Raw genomic sequence first — 23,374 nt, 5'->3', positions numbered from 1 at the left:
GTTGAATTTATTTTTATAAAAATCGGGGCAAAAATACGAAGTAATTCATTTAAAATCTATTTATAATCGCGCTATTAATCTATTTATACCAATTCTAAATAACGCTTTTCAATTAGGCATAGATTTTGTTTATCTTTACTGAAATTTTAATAGAATTAATGACTTTTTTAAACCGCTTTGTTTTAGCTTTTTGCTTTATTTCTTCATTTATTTTCGCTCAAGTAGAAGAAGTGAATCCGCCAGATTATATTAAAACTATAATCTTTAAAAGTAATACCGATTTGTCGCAGCTCCCTATTTTAAAATTAGGAGAACCCATTCAATTATCGTTCGATGCTTTAAATGGTAACGAAGACGATTATTATTATAAAATCGAGCATTATAATTACGATTGGACACCCTCGCAACTTATGAAACCCGAGTTTTTAGATGGGTTCGACAATCAGCGTATTCGTAACTACGAAAACTCATACAATACGTATCAAATTTATTCGCATTACACATTAACAATTCCTAACCGCTTTACTAAAAGCTTAAAAGTTTCGGGCAATTATATTATTTCTGTTTTTAACAACGATAATGAGTTGGTTTTCTCCCGAAAATTCATGCTTTATGAAGAGCAGGTAAATGTTGGCGTTACACTAAAACGAGCAAGAGATTTACAATTTGTAGAACAAAAACAACGAGTTGAAATTTTAGTAAATACAGGCAGCACCAATTTAAACAACCCAACACAAACGGTAAACACAGTTATAATTAAAAACAACAATTTAAAAACCGCCATTAGCAATATTAAGCCTCAATATACAGTAGGCTCGCAACTTATTTACCGGTACGATAAAGAAACTAGTTTTTGGGCAGGAAATGAGTATTTTTACTTTGAAAACAAAGATATACGCGCCGCAAATACAGGTGTACAATACATCGATTTACAAGATTTATATCAAAGTTATTTATACACCAACCTACCACGCGCCAATACACCATACACCTATTTCCCCGACATAAATGGTAACTACGCCGTTTTAAATATCGATGCCGAAGACTCAACTATTGAGGCCGATTATGTTTGGGTACATTTTTCGTTAAAAGCAACCGACCAACTTATTGGTAAAGACATTTACGTTTATGGCAACTTCAATAATTTTTCGCTCGATGCCGAAACCAAAATGCAATTCGATGCGCAACAAAACATATTTTATAAGGCTCTATTGTTAAAACAAGGGTTCTACAACTATAATTTTGTTGCCCTTGAAAACGACACAATTAACGAAGCACAAATAGGTGGTAATTTCTACCAAACCGAAAACAACTATAAAGTATTAGTTTACTATCGCGATCTAGGTGCTCGGTACGATAAAATAATTGGTTTTGGCGAAGGCTCGTCGGTAAATATCTCGAATTAAGCTACCGTTTAACTAATTTTTAAGGCAATCGCGCCAAAAAACATACAATGCAAAAAATTATTTCTTATTTTTGCATCGAAACGCATTGTTTATCAGCAATTAGTATGGTTCAACAAGTAACAAAAGGCATAAAAATATCGGTAGAAACCAATTTTGAAGGCTCATTTTATAAAAACTATAAAATACAATACGCCTTTGGATACACGGTAACCATCGAAAACCAAAGCAAAGATTCTGTGCAACTTAACGCGCGCCATTGGGAAATTTTAGATGCTTTAAACAATGTAGAAGTTGTTGCAGGCGAAGGCGTAATTGGCAAAAAACCTGTTATTAAACCTGGCGAATCGCACACTTACACTTCTGGCTGCTTGTTATCGTCGCCATTTGGTGCCATGCAAGGTTTTTACAGCATGATTAACTTTACGACCACCAAAAAATTCGATGTCACCATCCCTACTTTTAAATTAAGCGCCACATTTGCAGTAAATTAATTTGGGCGTTCGAGCGGGCTTTACTCTAAATCTTTTTTCTCGTACCTCAAAAAAAGGATACCGCTTCAATCCCTAACGCAACTTTAATATCTGCTAAATTATTCTATTGAACTTAAAAACAGTTCCGTTTTGTTGTAAATGAAAAAATTTGCAATTGGAGTAATGCACAAATTCATAATCTAAATAAAAGTTAAACGCATCGTTTTCAACCTTATAAAAATCATCAACATCAATATTTCCATAAGGCGAAATTCTTCTAAAACGGTAAATATTATTTTTATCGGTTTTATGTAACTCAAACCAAGCACCTGCAGCAATTCCAGATAACCATTGCGCATTTTTATGTAAACCCTCAACCTGCTTAGGTTTTAAAGTACCAACTAAATTCACTTTATGGTGTTTCAATTTATCTAAAAAACATCGGATATTTTCACTTTTCTGAGAACCTTCAAACTTTGATATGACGCCACTTTCAGAAACCTCATAAACATAATTTTCGGTATCGGCAAGCATCACATTACCAACCGTACTTGGTGTAAACCACTTCGATTTTTGCAAGGCCTTCTTCTTTTTTAAATCGGTTACTCCAGCAATTAAACTATCGGTTACAAAGCGTGCACAATTACAAGCATTTTTAATAAAAGCTGCATACCTAATAAAATGTTTGTTTTGCATTTTTGTAATATGCTGGCGAGCCTTTTGGTAATCAATTGCATTACAAACCGATGCGACCAATTTACCATCACCATGCGTTAATTTTGGATGCGTTGTCAAAAATTTTAAAATAATATCAATATTTACAATGCTATCATGTTCTATCTTAGCTTTTATAGGGAAATGCAATTCGTTATCGGTATCGCTTCCGCGCACACGACCAGTTGGCTCTGGCGTTATGTAGCGCCCAAAATCATGATATTCTAAAACACCAGTAGTTTTATCAATTAAAACCAACGCCGCATGACCAGCACGTAAATAATCTTTTTTACCAATTCCAATATATCTTAAAAATGGCGAATACCACTCGTCGGCTACCATCACAATAGTTTCGGGATATGCCAGTGTTAAAATTATTCCAGAATTAATCATTTACAATTTCAGGGAAATTAAAGGTTTCTTTGGTTACAAGATTGTTTCTAACATTTTCGTAACGCATTTCTAAAACATTATTTTGTTTTACAACCTGCGTAATACTGGTGGTTTTTACTATACCTCTATCCATAATAACACCATAATCTAAATTACCTTTACCTGCCGTTTTATGAAAATCTAATGCGCTTTCAGCATCTAACTGCACATGCGCTTTATATATATTAAACCAATCTTCACGTTCAGTTTTCATTACATCATTATATAAGGTAGAAGACGACCAAATTTTAGGTTGCAAGGGTAAGTTATTAAAATATTTTTCAAAGCCATCCCAAATAAATTCGTATAATTTTAAATCATCTCGCCAGTCGGCAATCACCAAGGTAAAAGGCTCAATATCATCAAAATTATAATCGTTAAACACATTAACCACATGCGGCATAGCTAAAAGTTCTTTAACAACAAGTCCTCTACTTTTTCTGTAATATTTTTTACGCTTATGAATTTTAACACCACCATTTAACAAGCAAATTAATCGGCTATTTTCGCTAATTCCTACCCAAGTCCCATCCGAAAGCTCATCTTTTGGATACAACAATTGCTTACCTTCAAAATTATAAAATTGCGGTGGTAAAGAAATTCTGCTTGGAGCTTCATCTCTGTTCGATGTTAAAATAAAATCATTATTTCCAGTTGGAAATATAGAAACGGTACACATGCAGTATTTAATCTTTAAATAGGTTTGTAGCTTACAAATATAAACTAAATATTAACAGATTTTTGGCGAAAATTGGACGTCATATTTCATTTAAAAATTCGTAATTTTGCAGCTTAATTAATGAATTTTCAATAACAAAAAACAACAAATCATGGGAAAAGGCTTTTTTAATGTACCTGTTGCCGTAAACGAACCTGTAAAATCTTATGCTCCTGGAACGCCAGAACGCGAGGCAGTATTAGCTGCTTACAAACAAATGTTTAACAGCAAAGTTGATGTACCTCTTTACATTAATGGCGAAGATATTTTAACAGGAAACACTAAAGAAATGTCGCCTCCACATGACCATAAACACATTGTAGGCACTTACCATTTAGCCGAAAAAAGCCATGTAGAAAATGCTATTTCTACGGCACTTGAAGCCAGAAAATCATGGAGTTTAATGCCTTGGGAACAACGCGCAGGCATATTTTTAAAAGCTGCCGAGTTAATTGCAGGTCCTTATCGTGCAAAAATTAACGCAGCAACAATGATTGCTCAGTCTAAAACCATTCACCAAGCCGAAATTGATGCCGCTTGCGAATTGGTAGACTTTTTACGTTTTAACGTGCAGTTTATGACCGATATTTATATGGAACAACCAGAAAGCACAAGCGATGCCTGGAACCGTATTGAGTATCGTCCGTTAGAAGGTTTTACCTATGCTGTTACACCATTTAACTTTACAGCTATTGCTGGAAACTTACCAGCTTGTATGGCTTTAATGGGTAATGTTGTGGTTTGGAAACCTAGCGATAGCCAAGTGTATTCTGCAAAAGTTATTATGGATGTATTTAAAGAAGCTGGTGTACCTGCAGGTGTCATTAACGTGGTTTTTGGAGACCCAGTAATGATTAGCGAAACCGTACTTGCTAGTCCAGATTTTTCTGGGTTACATTTTACAGGTTCTACCTTTATTTTTAAAGAGCTTTGGAAACAAATTGGAAACAACATACACAACTACAAAACCTATCCAAGAATTGTAGGTGAAACTGGTGGAAAAGATTTTATTGTCGCTCACAAATCGGCAAACCCAAAACAAGTGGCTACTGCTATTTCTCGTGGTGCTTTCGAATTTCAAGGTCAAAAATGTAGTGCTGCTTCAAGAGCTTACATCCCAAAAAGTATTTGGGCAGACGTAAAAAACTTTGTTTTAGAAGATATTGCATCGTTTAAAATGGGTTCTCCTGAAGATATGAGCAACTTTATTACAGCTGTGATTCATGAAGGGTCTTTCGATAAATTAGCAAAATATATTGATGGTGCTAAAAACGATAGCGATGCCGAAATTATTGCTGGTGGAAATTACGATAAAAGCAAGGGGTACTTTGTAGAACCTACGGTTATTGTTACTACAAACCCAAAATACACGACCATGTGTACCGAACTTTTTGGTCCTGTAATCACAATTTATGTTTATGAAGATGACGCTTACGCGGAAACTTTAAAACTTGTAGACGAAACCAGTGAATATGCTTTAACCGGAGCCATTTTATCAACCGATAGATATGCGATTACACAAGCCACTGAAGCATTACAAAACAGTGCAGGTAATTTCTATATTAATGATAAACCTACTGGTGCTGTTGTTGGCCAACAACCTTTTGGTGGTGCCAGAGCTTCTGGAACTAATGATAAAGCTGGTAGTGCACAAAACTTATTACGTTGGGTATCACCAAGAATGATAAAAGAAACCTTTGTAACACCTACTGATTACCGCTATCCTTTTTTAGGTGAGTAATTTTAGTATGTTATCATAAATTAAAAAGCTATTTCGGTTAACGGAATAGCTTTTTTTTATTTTTACCGACAAAAAAATCACAACATAACTACCCCTTAAAATGCATTTTAAAAAACTATTCTGTATTTCTCTTGTACTTGCAACCAGCTTTGTTTACAGTCAAACTATGAAAGAAAAAGCATTAAATATTATGGTTGGTTATGGCATAACTGCGCCTTATGACAGTGTTGATGATATTGCAGACGATGGATTTTATCTTCAAGGTGAATTGGTTTTAACAATAGCTTCATGGGTAGAGTTTAAACCTTACTTAGGTTTTATAACAACATCTTCTAATGGTAAAGACTTAAACAATAATCCAACAAACGAAAAAGCTGAAACTAAAGCGCTTCTTTTTGGAGGAAAAACTAGATTGAGAGCTCCAATTCCTTGGGTTGCTCCGTATGCTGAAATTGGTATTGGTGCATCCGTAGGTAAATTTGTTACCGAAACAGCTTTTTACAATTATAATAAATCTGGTATTTTATATCACATTCCGTTTGCGTTTGGTTTAGAATTGGGTAAACAGCATCAAATAGATTTAGGACTAACTTATTATTTTACCCCAAGTGTAAAACAATTTTCTGGAGCATTCGCAGTTGGTATAACAATACCTTTAAAACATTAAACTAACTTTGTTTACCGTATCTTTGCCAAAAATTCTTGTATGGCATTTTCAGATTTTCAATTAAACAAACCTATTTTAAAAGCAATTGAAGAAGCGGGTTATTTGGCTCCGACATTAGTTCAGGAAAAAACAATTCCTTCAGTGTTAAACAAAAAAGATGTGATTGTTTCGGCTCAAACGGGTACTGGTAAAACAGCAGCTTTTGCATTACCTATTCTTCAACAATTATTCAATTATCAAGATGCGCCTAAAAAAGGTAAAAAAATTAAAGCTCTAATTGTTAGTCCCACGCGAGAGCTAGCCTCACAAATACAAGATAATTTTAAAGCACTTGGTAAATATACCAACCTGAGATCTACAGTAATTTTTGGAGGTACTTCAATTGAACCTCAAAAGGATATTTTAAATAAAGGCGTAGATATTTTAATTGCAACTCCTGGTCGCCTTCTCGATTTGCATAAACAAGATCTATTAAATTTAGATTACATTCAAACACTTGTTTTAGATGAAGCCGACTTAATGCTCGACATGGGTTTTATTGATGATGTTAAAAAAATTGAACGTTTATGTACAAAAGAAAAACAAATTCTGTTATTTTCAGCGACTATTCCGTTTAAGGTTGAACAGCTAGCTAATTCTATTTTAAACGAACCAGAACGTATTGAAGTTGCGACAAATTCATCGACTTCAAAAAATATCAATCAAATTTTATATTACGTACCTAAACGTAATAAAATGGAATTGTGTTTACATTTATTACGAAACACCATTAAAGGCACAATTATAATTTTTAGACGCACCAAATTTGGCGTTAATAAATTGGAAGAAACCTTAACTAAAAACGGCTATAAAGTCGATAGCATTCACGGTGATAAAACGCAAAACCTGCGTCAAGAAGCACTAAACAAATTTAAAAATGGCTATGTCAATATTTTAATTGCTACCGATGTTGCGGCACGTGGCATAGATATTAATGAATTAGATGCTGTAATCAATTTCGATTTACCAAACGTACCCGAAACTTACGTACACCGCATTGGTAGAACTGCTCGCGCTGGTAAAACGGGAACTGCTTATTCCTTATGTTCTGCCGATGAAAAAAATTATGTAAAAACCATTCAGCAACTTATTCAAAAAGATATTCCTGTTGAAAGTGAGCACCCGTATCCTTTAGATCCTAAAGCGAAACCTATTATTCATAAATCTAAAAAAACAGGAAGCAAACACAAAAAAGGAAGAAAAAGTACTGCTTCTAAAAAGAAGAAAAAGCGCTGGTATTAAAAATTATTTCACAGGGAAATCAAAATAGGTTTTTGGGAAAGGCTCACCGCGTAAGGTAAAATGCCACCATTCTTTAGAGTAACTTCTAAACCCATGCTTTTGCATAACGCGTTGCAACAACATTCTATTGGCATGTTGGTCTTTTGTAATTTTATTGTAAGACACCCATGATTGTTGCCCAAAAAAATCGAACGGACTTCCCATATCTATAGGTATTCCTGTATTTGCATCAATAATTGTTAAATCGACTGTGCTACCTCGGCTATGGCCAGATTTTGAGGCAATATATCCGTTTTTAAATAGATTTCGTTTCTTTTCTTTAGGATAATATACCGACTTATTTACCGTATCATCAAGCTTTTTTGCCCATTTCACAAAATGATTTACAGCTTCTTGAGGCCGATAACCATCATAAACCTTTAAACATAAATTTTGTTGCAAAAGTTCTTCTTGAACCAATTTTAATGCTTCAGCTGCATTTTTAGTCAATATTAATCGATTAGTATGATAGCCTTCAACATGCTTTCCCAAAAAATTATTGGTTGTGTTATATCGCAATTCAACCTCTAAATCTGGAATAACATCTTTAACGTAAACGAATCCTTTTGGCAATTGAGCAAAAGCAGATAAACCTACAAAACAAAGTAAAACAAGTATTTTATTTTTCATAATTATGCTAATTTAGAAAATAAAACAGAGATGCGATTAACAAATGCAATAGATTTAAAATTGAAGGATGCCGAGGTTATCTATTATCCTAATTTCTTTACCACTAAAGAAGCAAACACTTTATTTGAAGCCTTGCTAAACGAGGTAAAGTGGCAACAAGACACGATTAAAATGTTTGGTAAAACTCACTTGCAACCGCGGTTAACTGCTTTTTTTGCAAACAACCAAAACAGGTATAAATACAGCAATATTATTATGCAACCCGAAATGTTTAATGCAAATTTATCTCGTATTAAAACTATTATAGAAAATGAATTAAAAATAGAGTTTACTAGTTGTTTAGCCAATTTATACCGAACTGGTAACGATAGTAACGGTTGGCACGCCGATAACGAAAAAGAGCTTGGAGAACAACCTATTATCGCATCGGTTAGCTTTGGAGCAGAACGTGTATTTCATTTTAAACATCGCACCGATAAACAATTAAAACACAAGTTAATTTTGCAAAACGGAAGCTTACTTTTAATGCAAGGCGACACACAAAATAACTGGCTTCACCAAATACCAAAAACTAAAAAAACAATTGGAAAACGTATTAATTTAACCTTTAGAATTATTGCATAAAAAAACCGAGTTCCCTCAAACTCGGTTCTTTCTCAATTTGCTTAAATTTTTTATGTAGGTTAGATTTGGGGAAACCGCATCAACAACATAATGCAAATATTAATTAATTAATCCATTGAACTAAAAAGTGTGTTATTTAGTACACTTCAAATATATAACTCTTTGAAATAATAAAACGACTAAATACTTTAATAATCGATGAAATACACATTTTTTTAACATTTTGTTTCAAAATATTGCATTTCATCGATAAAACGCACATTAATTAGCTAAACGAAGTTATTGGTTTTAAAATTAAACCATAAAAAAACACCTCTAAAGTGAGGTGTTTTTCTCTAACTAACTAACTAACCAAAAATATGAATTACTTTCTGTAAGTTTAAAGTAACCACTCAATAAACTTTTAATAGGAATGTAATTACTTTTTATATTACAATACCCGTGCCAAACTTTAAAATCTTATTTTGTATTAGTATTTTTTTAACAAAAACAAACGGCCTAAAAACATTTTATTAAAAACCAATTAGCTTAATAATTTAAATTATAAGATATTTGCTATCCGTAAAAAATTATTAGAAATATGAAAAAAACACTGGTAACCTTACTTACTTTATTAATACTATGTTCTTGTGGTAAAACAGAAAAAGATTTAATTGTAACAGGACATATAAAAGGTTTAAAAAAAGGCACCATTTATCTTAAAAAAATTGAAGATACCCTTTTAGTTACTGTTGATAGTTTAATTATTAACGGAGACCCAAACTTTACGTTACACGGAAATATTGAATCGCCAGAAGTTTTCTTTTTAGATTTAGATAAAAATAGCACCGAGCAAGATAGAATTAAATTTTTTGCCGATAAGGGTACAACTATAATTAATACAAGTCTTAAAAATTTTGTTTTTGATGCCGAAATTGAAGGATCTGCCCAACAAGATATTTACGAAGAATATTTATTAATGATTTCGAAAGTAAATAACAAACGTTTAGAATTAATTAAAGAACAGTTTGAAGCGCAACGCGATGGCGATTCTGTTGCCTTAGATTCATTGGTTAAAGTGAGTAAAAATTTAGTAAAAAGACAATACTTATATACCGTTAATTTTGCCTTAAACCATAACGATAGTGAGGTTGCCCCTTATTTAGCACTTTCAGAAATATATAACGCCCAAGTTAAATTTTTAGACACCATTAATAAAAAACTTACGCCTAAGGTTAAAACTTCAAAATACGGAAAAGAATTAGAAGCCTTTATTAAAACTATTAAAGAAACCGAAAAATAATAGTTTTAAATATTGGTCAAAATAAAAAAACCGTTTCAAAATTAAATTGAAACGGTTTTATTTTTTTGAGCCGATAGAGGGACTCGAACCCACGACCTGCTGATTACAAATCAGCTGCTCTAGCCAGCTGAGCTATATCGGCTTAATTGCGGGTGCAAATATAAACGCAAAAATTATATTTGCAAGCACTTTAATAAAAAAATTTTACTAAAGGCTATTTACCTTTTCTATTAAGGCCTTCCCTTTTTCTTCTAACTCTGTATTAATAGCCTTAAAATGCGCCTTTGCATTGTCAATATTTTTAGCATTAACCTTTGCTATAAGGGCATCAAAAGTATCAATAGCTTCATCAATTATTGCCTCGCTTTGTTTGGTTTCTTTATCGGTATTTTCCATTTCCCAAACATATACGGCTTCAATAATATCGCCTAATACGTAGTTTATATCTTTTTTTAAATCTCTTACGTTTGCCATAATTTTATTTTTTAACGCTACAAAATTACATTTTAACCAAATACAATACTGTTTTTTTAATATTATTTATTAAGTTTTTATTCACCAGAATAGGTAACGAAATTACGAGGTGTTTCGTATAAGGTAATTTTCAAATTTAATTCTGAATTTAATTTTGGTTTTAAAATATTGTAAATTACTACAGCAATATTTTCGGCAGTAGGATTTAAGTTTTTAAAAGCTTCAACTTCAAGATTTAAATTTTTATGATCGAAGCTTTGCTCAATTTCTTCAAAAATAAGGTCTTTTAAAATTTTCATATCTACCACAAAACCAGTTTCAGGATTAATCTCACCTGTTACACTTACAATTAATTCATAATTGTGTCCATGAAAATTAGGGTTATTGCATTTGCCAAAAACAGCTTGGTTTTTTTCGTCGCTCCAATCTTTTCTATACAATCTATGAGCTGCATTAAAATGAGCCTTTCTGCTTACCGTAGCCCTCATAATTTTTCAATATTTATGTGCTTATAAAACTTTTCGAAAATAATTTTAAACCATTCGGTATAGCGTTCTGGATGTATTTCTATATCATTTTTAACAGCTTCCAGTGGCATCCATTTCCAAGCTTCAACTTCCTCAAAATTTATATTTGGAGCATCATTAAAATGACCCACCATAACATGGTCGTATTCATGCTCGGTTAAGCCATTATCAAAAGGAGCTTTATATATAAACGAAATCGTTTCTTGTAATTCGGTTACAAATCCCATTTCTTCCATAAGGCGTCTTTTACCGGCATCAATATTACTTTCGCCATCGCGTTGATGACTACAACAAGTGTTGGTCCATAAACCTGGTGAATGGTATTTTCCTAAGGCACGTTGTTGCAACATCAATTCGTTTTTATCGTTAAAAATAAAAACCGAAAACGCCCTATGCAACAGCGCTTTTTCATGGGCTTCCATTTTAGGCATTAAACCTATAGGTTCGTCTTGTTCATTTACTAAAATTACTTTTTCTTCTTCCATATAAAACAAAAATACCACGTAAAATTTAAAAAGACAATCTATTTATAAATTTATAAAAGGGCTCAAATCTTCTATAATAATTGCTTTTATAAATAGTATATTTGCAACCCATTTGTATAAATATCTTATGAGTTTTTTAAAAGAAATACAACGCAGACGAACTTTTGGCATTATTTCGCATCCAGATGCCGGTAAAACTACATTAACTGAAAAATTATTACTTTTTGGAGGAGCTATTCAAGAAGCTGGTGCTGTAAAAAGTAATAAAATAAAAAAAGGTGCAACAAGTGATTTTATGGAAATTGAACGCCAGCGTGGTATTTCGGTAGCAACTTCGGTTTTAGCTTTTGAGTACAATGGTACTAAAATTAACATTTTGGATACGCCTGGACATAAGGATTTTGCCGAAGATACCTTTAGAACCCTTACAGCGGTAGATAGCGTAATTGTTGTTATTGATGTTGCAAAAGGTGTTGAGGAGCAAACCGAAAAACTAGTTGAAGTATGCCGTATGCGAAACATACCTATGATTGTTTTTATAAACAAACTAGATCGTGAAGGTAAAGATGCTTTTGATTTGCTTGATGAAGTTGAACAAAAACTAGGACTTACCGTAGCTCCATTAAGTTTTCCTATTGGTATGGGTTACGACTTTAAAGGTATTTACAATATTTGGGAAAAAAATGTGAACTTATTTAGTGGAGATAGTAGGAAGAATATTGAAGAAACTGTTGAAATATCAGATTTATCATCTCCAGAATTAGATAAACTTGTGGGCGAAACTGCCGCCAATACTTTAAGAGAAGAAATTGAATTGGTTGAAGGTATTTACCCAACTTTTAATAAAGAAGACTATTTAAACGGAAGCCAGCAACCTGTATTTTTTGGTTCGGCATTAAATAACTTTGGTGTTCGAGAATTATTAGATTGTTTTGTTGACATCGCGCCGAAACCACGTGCTAAACAAAGTGAAGAACGTTTGGTAAAACCCGATGAAAACAAATTTAGCGGCTTTGTATTTAAAATTCATGCCAACATGGATCCTAACCACCGTAACCGCCTAGCCTTTGTTAAAATTGTATCTGGTGAGTTTAAACGTAACACACCTTATTTACACGTAAGACATAACAAAAAACTAAAATTTTCGAGTCCAAATGCCTTTTTTGCTGAAAAGAAAGAAATTGTAGACATCTCCTACCCTGGAGATATTGTTGGTTTACAAGATACCGGGAGTTTTAAAATTGGAGATACATTAACCGAAGGCGAAGTATTAAACTATAAAGGTATTCCTAGTTTTTCTCCAGAACATTTTAGATATATAAACAATGCCGACCCATTAAAATCGAAACAACTGTATAAAGGTATCGACCAATTAATGGATGAAGGTGTTGCGCAATTATTTACATTAGAGCTTAATGGAAGAAAAGTAATAGGTACGGTTGGTGCACTACAATATGAAGTAATACAATATAGACTAGAGCATGAGTACGGCGCCAAATGTACTTACGAAAACCTAAATGTTCATAAGGCTTGTTGGGTTAATGCTGAAGATAAAAAATCGGAAGAATACAAAGAATTTATACGTGTTAAACAACGCTTTTTAGCAAAAGATAAACATGGCCAATTAGTGTTTTTAGCGGACTCGCCTTTTTCGTTACAAATGACACAACAAAAATACCCAAGTGTTAAATTACATTTTACATCGGAATTCTAAACAAAAACTAAATATTTATCAATTTTAACATACAAAAATTATCATATTGTTGATTTTTACGTGATTAATTTGTAATTTTACAATACAAATAGTAATTCATAACCCCAAATATGAAAACCTATGGAAACTTTCAACAATGAATTCAGTAATGAAGATATTACTGTAACCTACGAACCCAAACTTTGCATACATGCTGAGAAGTGTGCAAAGGAGTTATCGGAAGTTTTTAGCAATTGTATTATTCCTTGGATTAATTTAGATGGTGTTGAAACGAGTAAAATTATTAATCAGATAAAAAAGTGTCCCTCAGGCGCATTAAAATATCATAAGCGAATAAACAAGCAGGCTTCTTGAAAGTTTAAATCCCAATGAGGTACTTACGTAAATCATTGGGATTTTTTTATTCTACTTTTACCATTCTGCCTGTCCTGTTGGTCCAAAATTTAGCGGTATTGGCGGTTGCTGTTTGAAATATTTCGAGCAACCTTTACCCAAAATTTTATAAAATTTATTTTAGATTTATTTATGCTTGTCCTGTCGGACCAAAATTCAAAGGTATTGGTGGTTGCCATTTGAAACATTTCGAGCAACCTTTAACACTGTTCCATAAAACACAGGCTTAATGTCCTGTTGGCCCCAAATTTAAAGGTATTGGCGGTTGCTGTTTGAAACATTTCGAGCAACCTCTAACACTAGTTTTATAAAACACAGACTTAAATTTTTTAAGCCTGTCCTGTTGGCCCAAAATTTAGCGGTATTGGCGGTTGCTGCTTGAAACATTTCGAGCAACCTTTACCCAAAATTTTATAAAATTTATTTTAGATTTATTTATGCTTGCCCTGTAGGACCAAAATTCAATGGTATAGGCGGTTGCTCGTAATCTTTAATTTCACCATGAGCTTGTTCAAAACGTTGTACATTATCGTTAAGTGCTTTTAATAAGCGTTTAGCGTGCTGCGGCGTTAAAATAATACGCGACTTCACTTTGCTTTTTGGTACACCTGGCATGATGTTTACAAAATCTACCACAAATTCTGATACCGAATGATTTATTATTGCTAGGTTAGAATAGGTTCCATCTGCCACCTTTTCATCTAATTCTATGTTTAATTGCCCTTGTTTAGGCGTTTTATTATCGTCTGCCATTTAAAGTTTATTTTTTATTTCCGCAAAAGCAAAAATATAGTTTATACAAATTAAGTTTAATAAAAAAAGCCTTCACGTAAAATACATGAAGGCTTTAGTTTAATAAGTTATATCATTTTCTTCTTAAATGAGATCCCAAAACAAGTTTGGGATAAATTCTACTTTAAGGTTCTACGTCGCCTCAGGCTTGTAGAACCGTAGTATCATTTAATTATAATTTAACTCTTGTTTTACTTGCATCATTTGGTCGAACTCTTCTTTTGAGCCTACAATAATGTCGCTGTATTTACGCATACCTGTACCTGCCGGAATTCTGTGTCCAACAATTACATTTTCCTTCAAGCCTTCTAAAGAATCTACTTTACCAGCTACTGCTGCTTCGTTTAATACTTTAGTAGTTTCCTGGAACGATGCTGCCGAAATAAACGACTTGGTTTGAAGCGACGCTCTAGTAATACCCTGAAGAATTGGTGTTGCTGTTGCTGGTTGTGCATCACGAGCTACAACAAGGTTTTTATCTTCACGACGTAGTATAGAGTTTTCATCACGTAATTGACGAGGCGTTACAATTTGACCTTGTTTTAAGTTGGCCGAATCTCCTGCATCTTCAATAACCTTCATTCCAAAAATATCGTCATTTTCTTTAATAAAGTCTGCTTTATGTGCTAATTGATCTTCTAAGAACAATGTATCTCCAGAATCAATAATTCTAACTTTACGCATCATCTGTCTTACAACAACCTCGAAGTGCTTATCGTTAATTTTCACACCTTGTAAACGGTAAACTTCTTGTACTTCGTTTACTAAATATTGTTGTACTGCCGATGGGCCTTTAATATTCAAGATATCGTTAGGTGTAACAGAACCATCAGAAAGTGGCATACCAGCTTTTACAAAATCGTTTTCTTGTACAAGAATTTGATTTGATAACTTCACTAAGTACTTTTTAACTTCACCTAATTTAGATTCTACGATAATTTCACGGTTACCACGCTTAATTTTACCAAATGATACCACACCATCAATCTCTGAAACAACAGCTGGGTTAGACGGGTTACGTGCTTCGAATAATTCGGTTACACGAGGTAAACCACCCGTAATATCTCCCGCTTTTGCTGATTTACGTGGTATTTTAACTAAAATTTTACCAACGCTAATCTTCTCACCATCATCAATCATTAAATGCGCTCCAACAGGTAAGTTGTACGAACGTATAGTTTCGCCATTACTATCTTCAATGTGAAGCGTAGGAATTAACTTTTTATTTCTAGATTCTGAAATTACTTTTTCTTGGAAACCTGTTTGTTCATCAATCTCAACTTGGTAGGTAATACCTTGCTCGATGTTTTCGTATTTTACTTTACCAGCAAACTCCGAAATAATTACACCGTTGTATGGATCCCAAGTACAAACTACATCACCTTTTGTTAAGTTCGCGCCATTTTTAATATTAAGCGTAGAACCATATGGAATGTTATTAGTACTTAAAACAATACCTGTTCTCTTATCAATAAGTTTAAGTTCAGATGTTCTAGAGATTACAATATCAATATCGTTACCTTCGTTATCTTGACCTTTAACTGTTTTTAAATCTTCAATTTCGGCAACACCGTCAAATTTAACAATAAGTTTGTTTTCTTCTGAAATGTTACCTGCAATACCACCTACGTGGAATGTACGAAGCGTTAACTGTGTACCTGGTTCTCCAATAGACTGAGCAGCAACTACACCAACAGCTTCACCACGTTGTACCATTTTACCAGTAGCTAAGTTACGACCGTAACATTTAGCACAAATACCTTGAGTAGCCTCACATGATAATGGAGAACGTACCTCAATACTTTCAACCGGAGAATCGCCAATAGTTTTTGCAATTTGGTCGTTAATTAACTGTCCTGCAGAAACTAATAACTCCTCAGTTAATGGGTTGTGTACATCGTTTAACGACACTCTACCTACAATTCTAGCAGCTAGTGTTTCAACGATTTCATCATTCTTTTTAAGTGCTTCTACCTCTACACCTCTTAATGTTCCACAATCTTCAGAGTTAATAATAACATCTTGAGAAACATCAACTAAACGACGTGTTAAGTAACCTGCATCGGCAGTTTTTAATGCCGTATCCGCAAGACCTTTACGAGCACCGTGAGTAGAAATAAAGTATTCTAAAATTGAAAGACCTTCTTTAAAGTTAGAAAGAATTGGGTTTTCAATAATTTCACCGCCACCTGCATTAGATTTTTTAGGCTTAGCCATTAATCCACGCATACCAGTTAACTGACGAATTTGCTCTTTCGATCCACGCGCTCCAGAATCAAGCATCATAAATACCGAGTTAAATCCTTGTTGATCTTCGCGAATACGCTTCATAGATAACTCGGTTAACTCTGCGTTGGTTGATGTCCAGATATCAATAACTTGGTTATAACGTTCGTTGTTGGTAATAAGTCCCATGTTATAGTTACCCATAATGCCATCAACTTGTTTGTTGGCTGCATCAATCATACCTTGCTTTTCAGCAGGAATAATAATATCACCTAAACTGAATGATAAACCACCTTTAAATGCAAAGTTGAATCCTAAGGTTCTAATCGCATCTAAGAAATCGGCAGTTTCAGGAACCGATGTTGCTTTTAAGATATCACCAATAATATCTCTTAACGACTTTTTAGTTAATACCTGGTTAATGTAACCTGCTGCCTGCGGTACGTGTTGGTTAAATAACACACGACCTACAGTGGTTTCAATAACCATTCTGTCAAGCTTTCCTTCTTCATTAATATCAATGGTACGAACTTTAATAGATGCATTTAAATCTACTCGTTTTTCGTTAAAAGCAATTTCTACTTCTTCTGGAGAATAGAATGTTAAACCTTCACCTTTAATTGGAACTTCTGGTGTAGATTTACGCTCTTTAGTCATATAATACAGCCCAAGAACCATATCCTGAGATGGTACCGCTACTGGCGAACCATTTGCAGGGTTTAAGATATTGTGAGAGGCCAACATTAATAATTGACACTCTAAAATAGCTTCTGGTCCTAATGGTAAGTGAACCGCCATTTGGTCACCATCGAAATCGGCGTTAAATGCCGTACACACTAATGGATGTAATTGAATCGCTTTACCTTCAATTAATTTAGGTTGAAACGCTTGAATACCCAAACGGTGTAACGTTGGCGCACGGTTTAGCAATACCGGATGTCCTTTAAGAACATTTTCCAAGATATCCCAAACCACAGGCTCTCTTTTATCTATAATCTTCTTTGCAGATTTTACAGTTTTTACAATACCTCTTTCAATTAATTTTCTAATTACGAAAGGTTTGTAAAGTTCTGCTGCCATATTTTTTGGCAATCCACACTCAAATAATTTTAATTCAGGTCCTACAACAATTACCGAACGTGCAGAATAATCAACACGTTTACCAAGTAAGTTTTGACGGAAACGCCCTTGCTTACCTTTTAAACTGTCTGATAATGATTTTAACGGACGGTTAGAATCGGTTTTTACTGCTGAAGATTTACGTGTGTTATCAAATAACGAATCTACAGATTCTTGTAGCATACGTTTTTCGTTACGTAAAATTACCTCAGGAGCCTTAATTTCAACTAAACGCTTTAAACGGTTGTTACGAATAATTACACGACGGTATAAATCATTTAAATCGGACGTTGCAAAACGACCACCGTCTAATGGTACTAACGGACGTAATTCTGGCGGAATGATTGGAATAACCTTCATAATCATCCACTCTGGTCTGTTTTCACGGTTGTTGTTAGATTCGCGTAATGCTTCAACAACTTGTAAACGCTTTAAAGCTTCAGTTTTACGTTGTTTAGATGTTTCGGTATTTGCTTTATGACGTAGCTCGTATGATAATGATTCTAAATCAATTCTAGCTAATAACTCAATTAAACACTCAGCTCCCATTTTAGCGATAAACTTGTTAGGGTCGGTGTCATCTAAATACTGATTATCTTGTGGAAGTGTATCTAAAATATTTAAATACTCTTCTTCCGTAAGGAAATCTAATTTTTGTAAAGGCTCGCCTTCTTCATTTTTAGCGATACCTGGTTGAATTACTACGTAACGTTCGTAGTAAATTATCATATCTAATTTCTTAGAAGGTAAACCAAGTAAATACCCTATTTTGTTAGGTAAAGAACGGAAATACCAAATGTGAGCCACAGGCACCACTAAATTAATATGCCCTACTCTGTCGCGACGTACTTTCTTTTCAGTTACTTCAACTCCACAACGGTCGCAAACAATACCTTTATAACGGATTCTTTTATATTTACCACAAGCACATTCGTAATCCTTAACAGGACCAAAAATACGCTCACAGAACAAACCATCTCTTTCTGGTTTGTGAGTTCGATAATTGATAGTTTCTGGTTTTAATACTTCGCCACGAGATTCTGCTAAAATAGACTCTGGTGATGCTAAACCAATTGAGATTTTATTAAATCTCTTTACTGTATTCTTATCTTGTTTTCTTGCCATATCTTTATGTAGTATTCAGTCTCAGTCTCAGTATTCAGTTCACTCTGATTGTAAACTGAGTACTGCGACTGCATACTATTTTTTTATTCTTCTAATCTGATATCTAATCCTAAACCTTTCAATTCATGCATTAATACATTGAATGATTCTGGTAATCCTGGATCTGGCATTGGCTCGCCTTTTACAATACTTTCGTAAGTTTTTGCTCTACCAATTACATCATCAGATTTTACAGTTAAAATCTCGCGTAAAGTACTTGATGCACCGTATGCTTCAAGTGCCCAAACTTCCATCTCACCAAAACGCTGACCTCCAAATTGTGCTTTACCACCAAGAGGTTGTTGTGTAATTAATGAGTAAGGTCCTATAGAACGTGCGTGCATTTTATCGTCTACCATGTGTCCTAATTTTAACATGTAGATAACACCCACTGTTGCTGGTTGATCGAAACGCTCACCAGTACCACCATCGTATAAATACGTATGACCGTAACGTGGGATTCCTGCTTCGTCAGTTAGTGCATTAATTTGATCGATAGTTGCACCATCAAAAATAGGGGTAGCATACTTTCTATCTAATTTTTGACCTGCCCAACCAAGAACGGTTTCGTAAATCTGCCCAATGTTCATACGCGATGGTACACCAAGTGGGTTAAGTACGATATCGACAGGTGTTCCGTCTTCTAAGAATGGCATATCTTCTTGACGAACAATACGTGCAACGATACCTTTGTTACCGTGACGACCTGCCATTTTATCACCTACTTTAAGTTTACGTTTTTTAGCAATGTAAACTTTAGCTAGTTTAATAATTCCTGAAGGTAACTCATCACCTACAGAAATGGTAAACTTCTCACGACGTAACGCCCCTTGTAAATCGTTTTCTTTGATTTTGTAGTTGTGAATTAAATCGGCAACTAATTGGTTTGTATGGTCGTCGGTTGTCCATTTACCAGACACTAAATGCGCATAATCATCAACCGCATTTAACATTTTTAAAGTGAATTTTTTACCTTTTGGTAATACTTCTTCACCTAAATCGTTAAAAATACCTTGAGCTGTTTTACCGTTTACTATAGCGAAAAGTTTTTCAACTAAAACTTCTTTTAAATCATCAAACTTTCTATCGTATTGTGCTTCAAGTGCCAAGATATCATCTTTATCTTGAGCTCTTTTACGCTTATCTTTTACTGCTCTAGCAAATAATTTCTTCTCGATTACCACACCATTTAATGATGGCGAAGCTTTTAACGACGCATCTTTAACATCACCTGCTTTATCTCCAAAAATGGCACGTAACAATTTTTCTTCTGGAGTAGGATCGCTTTCACCTTTTGGTGTAATTTTACCAATTAAGATGTCGCCAGGTTTAACCTCGGCTCCAACGCGAATCATACCGTTTTCATCTAAATCTTTAGTAGCTTCTTCAGAAACGTTAGGAATATCGTTAGTTAACTCTTCGTTACCTAATTTAGTATCTCTAACTTCTAAAGAATACTCATCGATATGGATAGATGTAAATATATCTTCACGAACAACTTTTTCTGAAATTACAATCGCATCCTCAAAGTTATATCCTTTCCAAGGCATGAAGGCCACTTTCATGTTTCTACCTAAGGCTAATTCACCTTGTTGAGTCGCATAACCTTCACATAAAACTTGACCTTTAGATACGGTATCACCTTTTACAACGATTGGTTTAAGGTTAATAGATGTACCTTGGTTCGTTTTTCTAAACTTGATTAATGGATACGTTTTGATATCAGAATCGAAGCTTACTTTAGCCTCATCTTCTGTTCGGTCGTATCTAATTTTAATTTCGTTAGCATCAACGTATAATACTTCACCAGTCCCTTCCGCATTAATTAATACTCTAGAATCTTTAGCAACTTGACGCTCAAGACCAGTTCCAACAATTGGAGAATCCACTCTTAATAATGGTACCGCTTGACGCATCATGTTCGATCCCATTAACGCACGGTTTGCATCATCATGCTCTAAGAATGGAATTAACGATGCCGAGATAGACGAAATTTGGTTTGGTGCTACGTCGGTGTAATGTAAATCGGTTGGCTCAATTACAGGGAAATCACCTTCCATACGGGCAATAACCTTATCGTGTAATATCTTACCATCCTCATCAACATTAACCGTTGCTTGAGCGATTAATTTTTCTTCTTCTTCCTCTGCACTTAAATATGTTGGTGCATTTTTGATATCTACAACACCGTTTTCAACAGGACGATAAGGTGTTTCGATGAATCCCATTGAGTTTACTTTCGCATATACAGAAAGTGACGAGATAAGACCAATGTTTGGACCTTCTGGTGTTTCAATAGGACAAAGTCTTCCGTAGTGTGTATAGTGAACGTCACGAACTTCGAAACCTGCTCTTTCTCTTGAAAGACCTCCAGGACCTAAAGCTGATAAACGACGTTTGTGAGTGATCTCTGCTAATGGATTAGTTTGATCCATAAATTGAGATAACTGGTTGGTACCAAAGAATGAATTGATTACTGAAGATAAGGTCTTCGCATTAATCAAATCGATTGGAGTAAACACCTCGTTATCACGAACGTTCATACGCTCACGAATAGTACGCGCCATACGTGCTAAACCAACACCAAACTGTTGAGATAATTGCTCACCAACAGTACGTACACGACGGTTTGATAAGTGATCGATATCATCAATCTCTGCCTTAGAGTTGATAAGCTCAATTAAGTATTTTATAATAGTTATGATATCTTCTTTGGTAAGTACTTGCTTATCCATTCCAATATCTAAACCTAATTTTTTGTTCATTCTGTAACGACCAACTTCACCAAGAGAGTAACGTTGATCTGAGAAGAATAACTTGTCAATTATGCCACGAGCAGTTTCCTCATCGGGCGGTTCTGCGTTACGTAATTGACGGTATATATGTTCTACAGCCTCTTTTTCTGAGTTTGTAGGATCTTTTTGAAGCGTGTTGTGGATGATTGCATAATCACCTTGTTCGTTCGATTCTTTGTGAAGAAGAATCGTTTTAACATCAGCTTCAATAATTTCTTCAATATTATCTTTATCTAAAATAGTATCACGATCAAGCACAATTTCGTTACGCTCGATTGATACCACTTCACCTGTATCTTCATCAACAAAATCTTCATGCCAAGTGTTAAGTACACGTGCAGCTAATTTGCGACCTAAATACTTTTTAAGTCCTGTTTTAGATACTTTAGCTTCTTCTGCTAAATCGAAAATTTCTAATATATCTTTATCACGCTCAAAACCGATAGCACGGAAAAGCGTAGTTACAGGTAATTTTTTCTTTCTATCGATATAAGCATACATTACTTGGTTTATATCGGTAGCGAATTCTATCCATGATCCTTTAAAAGGAATAACTCTAGCTGAATATAATTTAGTACCATTGGCATGGAATGACTGACCAAAGAATACCCCTGGCGAACGGTGTAATTGCGATACTACAACACGCTCTGCACCATTAATAACGAAAGTACCACTAGGCGTCATGTAAGGAATAGTTCCTAAATACACATCTTGAACAATGGTTTCGAAATCTTCATGTTCAGGATCGGTACAATATAATTTTAACCTAGCTTTAAGCGGTACGCTATAAGTAAGTCCTCTTTCTATACACTCTTCAATAGTATACCTTGGTGGATCTACGAAGTAATCTAGAAACTCTAATACAAATTGATTACGAGAATCTGTAATTGGAAAGTTTTCCATGAAGGTATTATAAAGACCTTCATCTCCTCGCTCTTCTGATTTAGTTTCTAGTTGGAAAAAATCTTGAAACGACTTAATTTGAATATCCAAGAAATCTGGATATTCCGTTCTATTAACAATAGAGGAGAAATTTAATCTTTCAGCTTGTGTTGACAACATCAATGGACGGAATTTTGATTAAAAAAATAGTTAAAGTGCTCTTTAAACACTTGGAAAAAACGGCACGATACCGTGCCAAAAAATATGTTTTATTTGCTATACTTTTATATACGCAAAATGGTCTAGGTGATATCCCGCCGTTTAGCGGGATAAACCTAAACCTTTGTTTTTAAGAGTGGTTAAGCTTACTTAAGCTCAACTTCTGCTCCTGCTTCTTCTAAAGAAGATTTTAAAGCTTCTGCTTCGTCTTTAGCAATTCCTTCTTTAATAGCGCTTGGTGCACCATCAACTAATTCTTTAGCTTCTTTTAATCCTAAACCAGTTAATTCTTTAACTAATTTAACAACAGCTAATTTAGAACCACCAGCGGCTTTTAATATTACGTCAAACTCAGTTTGAGCTTCACCAGCGTCATCACCACCAGCAGCAGGACCAGCAACAGCAACTGCAGCAGCAGCAGCAGGCTCGATACCATACTCATCTTTTAATATAGTAGCTAACTCGTTTACTTCTTTTACTGTTAAGTTAACTAATTGTTCTGCGAAATCTTTTAAATCTGCCATTTTTCTATCGTTTTAATAGTGTTTTTAATAATATAATTGTAATAAAGTGCGTACTC

Annotated in this window: 19 protein-coding genes and 1 tRNA gene; 9 read left to right on the top strand and 11 right to left on the bottom strand. The window is 34.2% G+C overall.

Translation table 11 applies throughout. The annotated features are described in order from the left end of the window. Window positions 1-158: 158 nt before the first annotated feature. Together PK35_RS06460 and apaG are read left to right on the top strand one after the other, a co-directional pair. Window positions 159-1,406: a type IX secretion system plug protein gene (locus PK35_RS06460; protein ID WP_044625879.1), complete on the top strand. Its 1,248-nt coding sequence runs from the start codon at window positions 159-161 to the stop codon at window positions 1,404-1,406. 104 nt (window positions 1,407-1,510) lie between these two features. Continuing rightward, window positions 1,511-1,897, top strand: coding sequence for a Co2+/Mg2+ efflux protein ApaG (gene apaG, locus PK35_RS06455; RefSeq protein ID WP_044626065.1), 387 nt, complete (start codon window positions 1,511-1,513; stop codon window positions 1,895-1,897). A 93-nt stretch (window positions 1,898-1,990) separates the two neighbouring features. Here the strand turns inward: apaG and PK35_RS06450 are convergent, their stop codons facing one another. After that, window positions 1,991-2,983 carry a DUF6695 family protein gene (locus PK35_RS06450; protein WP_044625878.1) on the bottom strand — a complete coding sequence of 331 codons (993 nt, stop codon included), beginning with the start codon at window positions 2,981-2,983 and terminating at the stop codon, window positions 1,991-1,993. Then, window positions 2,976-3,701 carry an NRDE family protein gene (locus tag PK35_RS06445; protein ID WP_044625877.1) on the bottom strand — a complete coding sequence of 242 codons (726 nt, stop codon included), beginning with the start codon at window positions 3,699-3,701 and terminating at the stop codon, window positions 2,976-2,978. Before PK35_RS06445 ends, PK35_RS06450 begins: the two co-directional genes overlap by 8 nt. A 151-nt stretch (window positions 3,702-3,852) precedes the next feature. Here PK35_RS06445 and pruA point away from each other — a divergent pair, with 151 nt between their 5' ends. The 3 genes from pruA to PK35_RS06430 all read left to right on the top strand — a co-directional run bounded on the left by pruA (window position 3,853) and on the right by PK35_RS06430 (window position 7,429). Then, window positions 3,853-5,481: an L-glutamate gamma-semialdehyde dehydrogenase gene (gene pruA, locus PK35_RS06440; RefSeq protein ID WP_044625876.1), complete on the top strand. Its 1,629-nt coding sequence runs from the start codon at window positions 3,853-3,855 to the stop codon at window positions 5,479-5,481. A gap of 166 nt (window positions 5,482-5,647) precedes the next feature. After that, window positions 5,648-6,148 carry a hypothetical protein gene (locus PK35_RS06435; protein ID WP_238320894.1) on the top strand — a complete coding sequence of 167 codons (501 nt, stop codon included), beginning with the start codon at window positions 5,648-5,650 and terminating at the stop codon, window positions 6,146-6,148. Window positions 6,149-6,187: 39 nt separating this feature from the next. Then, window positions 6,188-7,429, top strand: a complete 1,242-nt coding sequence (locus tag PK35_RS06430; RefSeq protein ID WP_044625874.1) for a DEAD/DEAH box helicase — start codon at window positions 6,188-6,190, stop codon at window positions 7,427-7,429. Window positions 7,430-7,432: 3 nt separating this feature from the next. Here the strand turns inward: PK35_RS06430 and PK35_RS06425 are convergent, their stop codons facing one another. Then, complete coding sequence (locus PK35_RS06425) at window positions 7,433-8,098, bottom strand: M15 family metallopeptidase (protein ID WP_044625873.1); 666 nt, start codon at window positions 8,096-8,098, stop codon at window positions 7,433-7,435. A 30-nt stretch (window positions 8,099-8,128) separates the two neighbouring features. Between PK35_RS06425 and PK35_RS06420 the strand changes: the two genes are divergently transcribed. Further along, window positions 8,129-8,722: an alpha-ketoglutarate-dependent dioxygenase AlkB family protein gene (locus tag PK35_RS06420; protein ID WP_044625872.1), complete on the top strand. Its 594-nt coding sequence runs from the start codon at window positions 8,129-8,131 to the stop codon at window positions 8,720-8,722. 580 nt (window positions 8,723-9,302) lie between these two features. Continuing rightward, window positions 9,303-10,004, top strand: coding sequence for a DUF4369 domain-containing protein (locus PK35_RS06415; protein ID WP_044625871.1), 702 nt, complete (start codon window positions 9,303-9,305; stop codon window positions 10,002-10,004). A gap of 68 nt (window positions 10,005-10,072) precedes the next feature. Here the strand turns inward: PK35_RS06415 and PK35_RS06410 are convergent. From PK35_RS06410 to idi, 4 genes are all read right to left on the bottom strand, one after another. Then, a tRNA-Thr gene (locus PK35_RS06410) sits at window positions 10,073-10,146 on the bottom strand. A 65-nt stretch (window positions 10,147-10,211) separates the two neighbouring features. Then, window positions 10,212-10,478, bottom strand: coding sequence for a hypothetical protein (locus tag PK35_RS06405; RefSeq protein ID WP_044625870.1), 267 nt, complete (start codon window positions 10,476-10,478; stop codon window positions 10,212-10,214). 77 nt (window positions 10,479-10,555) lie between these two features. After that, window positions 10,556-10,966 (bottom strand): 6-pyruvoyl trahydropterin synthase family protein, encoded by a 411-nt coding sequence (locus PK35_RS06400; protein ID WP_044625869.1) that lies wholly within the window; start codon window positions 10,964-10,966, stop codon window positions 10,556-10,558. Then, window positions 10,963-11,490, bottom strand: coding sequence for an isopentenyl-diphosphate Delta-isomerase (gene idi / locus PK35_RS06395; protein ID WP_044625868.1), 528 nt, complete (start codon window positions 11,488-11,490; stop codon window positions 10,963-10,965). Before idi ends, PK35_RS06400 begins: the two co-directional genes overlap by 4 nt. A 127-nt stretch (window positions 11,491-11,617) precedes the next feature. Here idi and PK35_RS06390 point away from each other — a divergent pair, with 127 nt between their 5' ends. Both PK35_RS06390 and PK35_RS06385 read left to right on the top strand, forming a co-directional pair. Beyond that, complete coding sequence (locus tag PK35_RS06390; protein WP_044625867.1) at window positions 11,618-13,204, top strand: peptide chain release factor 3; 1,587 nt, start codon at window positions 11,618-11,620, stop codon at window positions 13,202-13,204. 120 nt (window positions 13,205-13,324) lie between these two features. Next, a complete protein-coding gene (locus tag PK35_RS06385) occupies window positions 13,325-13,558 on the top strand; it encodes a (4Fe-4S)-binding protein (RefSeq protein ID WP_044625866.1) in 234 nt (77 codons plus the stop codon). Between the two features lie 474 nt (window positions 13,559-14,032). On the opposite strand, the gene PK35_RS06380 is transcribed toward PK35_RS06385, so the two are convergent. From PK35_RS06380 to rplL, 4 genes are all read right to left on the bottom strand, one after another. After that, complete coding sequence (locus PK35_RS06380) at window positions 14,033-14,350, bottom strand: DUF3467 domain-containing protein (RefSeq protein ID WP_044625865.1); 318 nt, start codon at window positions 14,348-14,350, stop codon at window positions 14,033-14,035. Between the two features lie 207 nt (window positions 14,351-14,557). After that, entirely contained in the window at window positions 14,558-18,859 is a 4,302-nt protein-coding gene (rpoC, locus tag PK35_RS06375; protein ID WP_044625864.1) for a DNA-directed RNA polymerase subunit beta', read from the bottom strand. Window positions 18,860-18,942: 83 nt separating this feature from the next. Continuing rightward, window positions 18,943-22,755 carry a DNA-directed RNA polymerase subunit beta gene (gene rpoB / locus PK35_RS06370; RefSeq protein ID WP_044625863.1) on the bottom strand — a complete coding sequence of 1,271 codons (3,813 nt, stop codon included), beginning with the start codon at window positions 22,753-22,755 and terminating at the stop codon, window positions 18,943-18,945. Between the two features lie 185 nt (window positions 22,756-22,940). Continuing rightward, entirely contained in the window at window positions 22,941-23,318 is a 378-nt protein-coding gene (rplL, locus tag PK35_RS06365) for a 50S ribosomal protein L7/L12 (protein WP_044625862.1), read from the bottom strand. Between the last annotated feature and the right edge of the window lie 56 nt (window positions 23,319-23,374).

The organism is Neotamlana nanhaiensis (assembly GCF_000943555.1).
Taxonomy (GTDB): Bacteria; Bacteroidota; Bacteroidia; order Flavobacteriales; family Flavobacteriaceae; genus Neotamlana; species Neotamlana nanhaiensis.
The sequence above is the reverse complement of the archived record's forward strand: the minus strand, read 5'-3'. Positions and strand labels throughout refer to the sequence as shown.

Bases quoted from the DNA above. Each gene is read 5' to 3' on its own strand.
- PK35_RS06430 (WP_044625874.1), top strand. From the start codon at position 6,188: ATGGCATTTTCAGATTTTCAATTAAACAAACCTATTTTAAAAGCAATT.
- PK35_RS06445 (WP_044625877.1), bottom strand. From the start codon at position 3,701: ATGTGTACCGTTTCTATATTTCCAACTGGAAATAATGATTTTATTTTA.
- PK35_RS06380 (WP_044625865.1), bottom strand. From the start codon at position 14,350: ATGGCAGACGATAATAAAACGCCTAAACAAGGGCAATTAAACATAGAA.
- rplL (WP_044625862.1), bottom strand. From the start codon at position 23,318: ATGGCAGATTTAAAAGATTTCGCAGAACAATTAGTTAACTTAACAGTA.
- PK35_RS06390 (WP_044625867.1), top strand. From the start codon at position 11,618: ATGAGTTTTTTAAAAGAAATACAACGCAGACGAACTTTTGGCATTATT.
- PK35_RS06435 (WP_238320894.1), top strand. From the start codon at position 5,648: ATGAAAGAAAAAGCATTAAATATTATGGTTGGTTATGGCATAACTGCG.
- idi (WP_044625868.1), bottom strand. From the start codon at position 11,490: ATGGAAGAAGAAAAAGTAATTTTAGTAAATGAACAAGACGAACCTATA.
- PK35_RS06415 (WP_044625871.1), top strand. From the start codon at position 9,303: ATGAAAAAAACACTGGTAACCTTACTTACTTTATTAATACTATGTTCT.
- PK35_RS06425 (WP_044625873.1), bottom strand. From the start codon at position 8,098: ATGAAAAATAAAATACTTGTTTTACTTTGTTTTGTAGGTTTATCTGCT.
- apaG (WP_044626065.1), top strand. From the start codon at position 1,511: ATGGTTCAACAAGTAACAAAAGGCATAAAAATATCGGTAGAAACCAAT.
- PK35_RS06405 (WP_044625870.1), bottom strand. From the start codon at position 10,478: ATGGCAAACGTAAGAGATTTAAAAAAAGATATAAACTACGTATTAGGC.
- rpoB (WP_044625863.1), bottom strand. From the start codon at position 22,755: ATGTTGTCAACACAAGCTGAAAGATTAAATTTCTCCTCTATTGTTAAT.
- PK35_RS06385 (WP_044625866.1), top strand. From the start codon at position 13,325: ATGGAAACTTTCAACAATGAATTCAGTAATGAAGATATTACTGTAACC.
- PK35_RS06460 (WP_044625879.1), top strand. From the start codon at position 159: ATGACTTTTTTAAACCGCTTTGTTTTAGCTTTTTGCTTTATTTCTTCA.
- pruA (WP_044625876.1), top strand. From the start codon at position 3,853: ATGGGAAAAGGCTTTTTTAATGTACCTGTTGCCGTAAACGAACCTGTA.
- PK35_RS06450 (WP_044625878.1), bottom strand. From the start codon at position 2,983: ATGATTAATTCTGGAATAATTTTAACACTGGCATATCCCGAAACTATT.
- PK35_RS06420 (WP_044625872.1), top strand. From the start codon at position 8,129: ATGCGATTAACAAATGCAATAGATTTAAAATTGAAGGATGCCGAGGTT.
- rpoC (WP_044625864.1), bottom strand. From the start codon at position 18,859: ATGGCAAGAAAACAAGATAAGAATACAGTAAAGAGATTTAATAAAATC.
- PK35_RS06400 (WP_044625869.1), bottom strand. From the start codon at position 10,966: ATGAGGGCTACGGTAAGCAGAAAGGCTCATTTTAATGCAGCTCATAGA.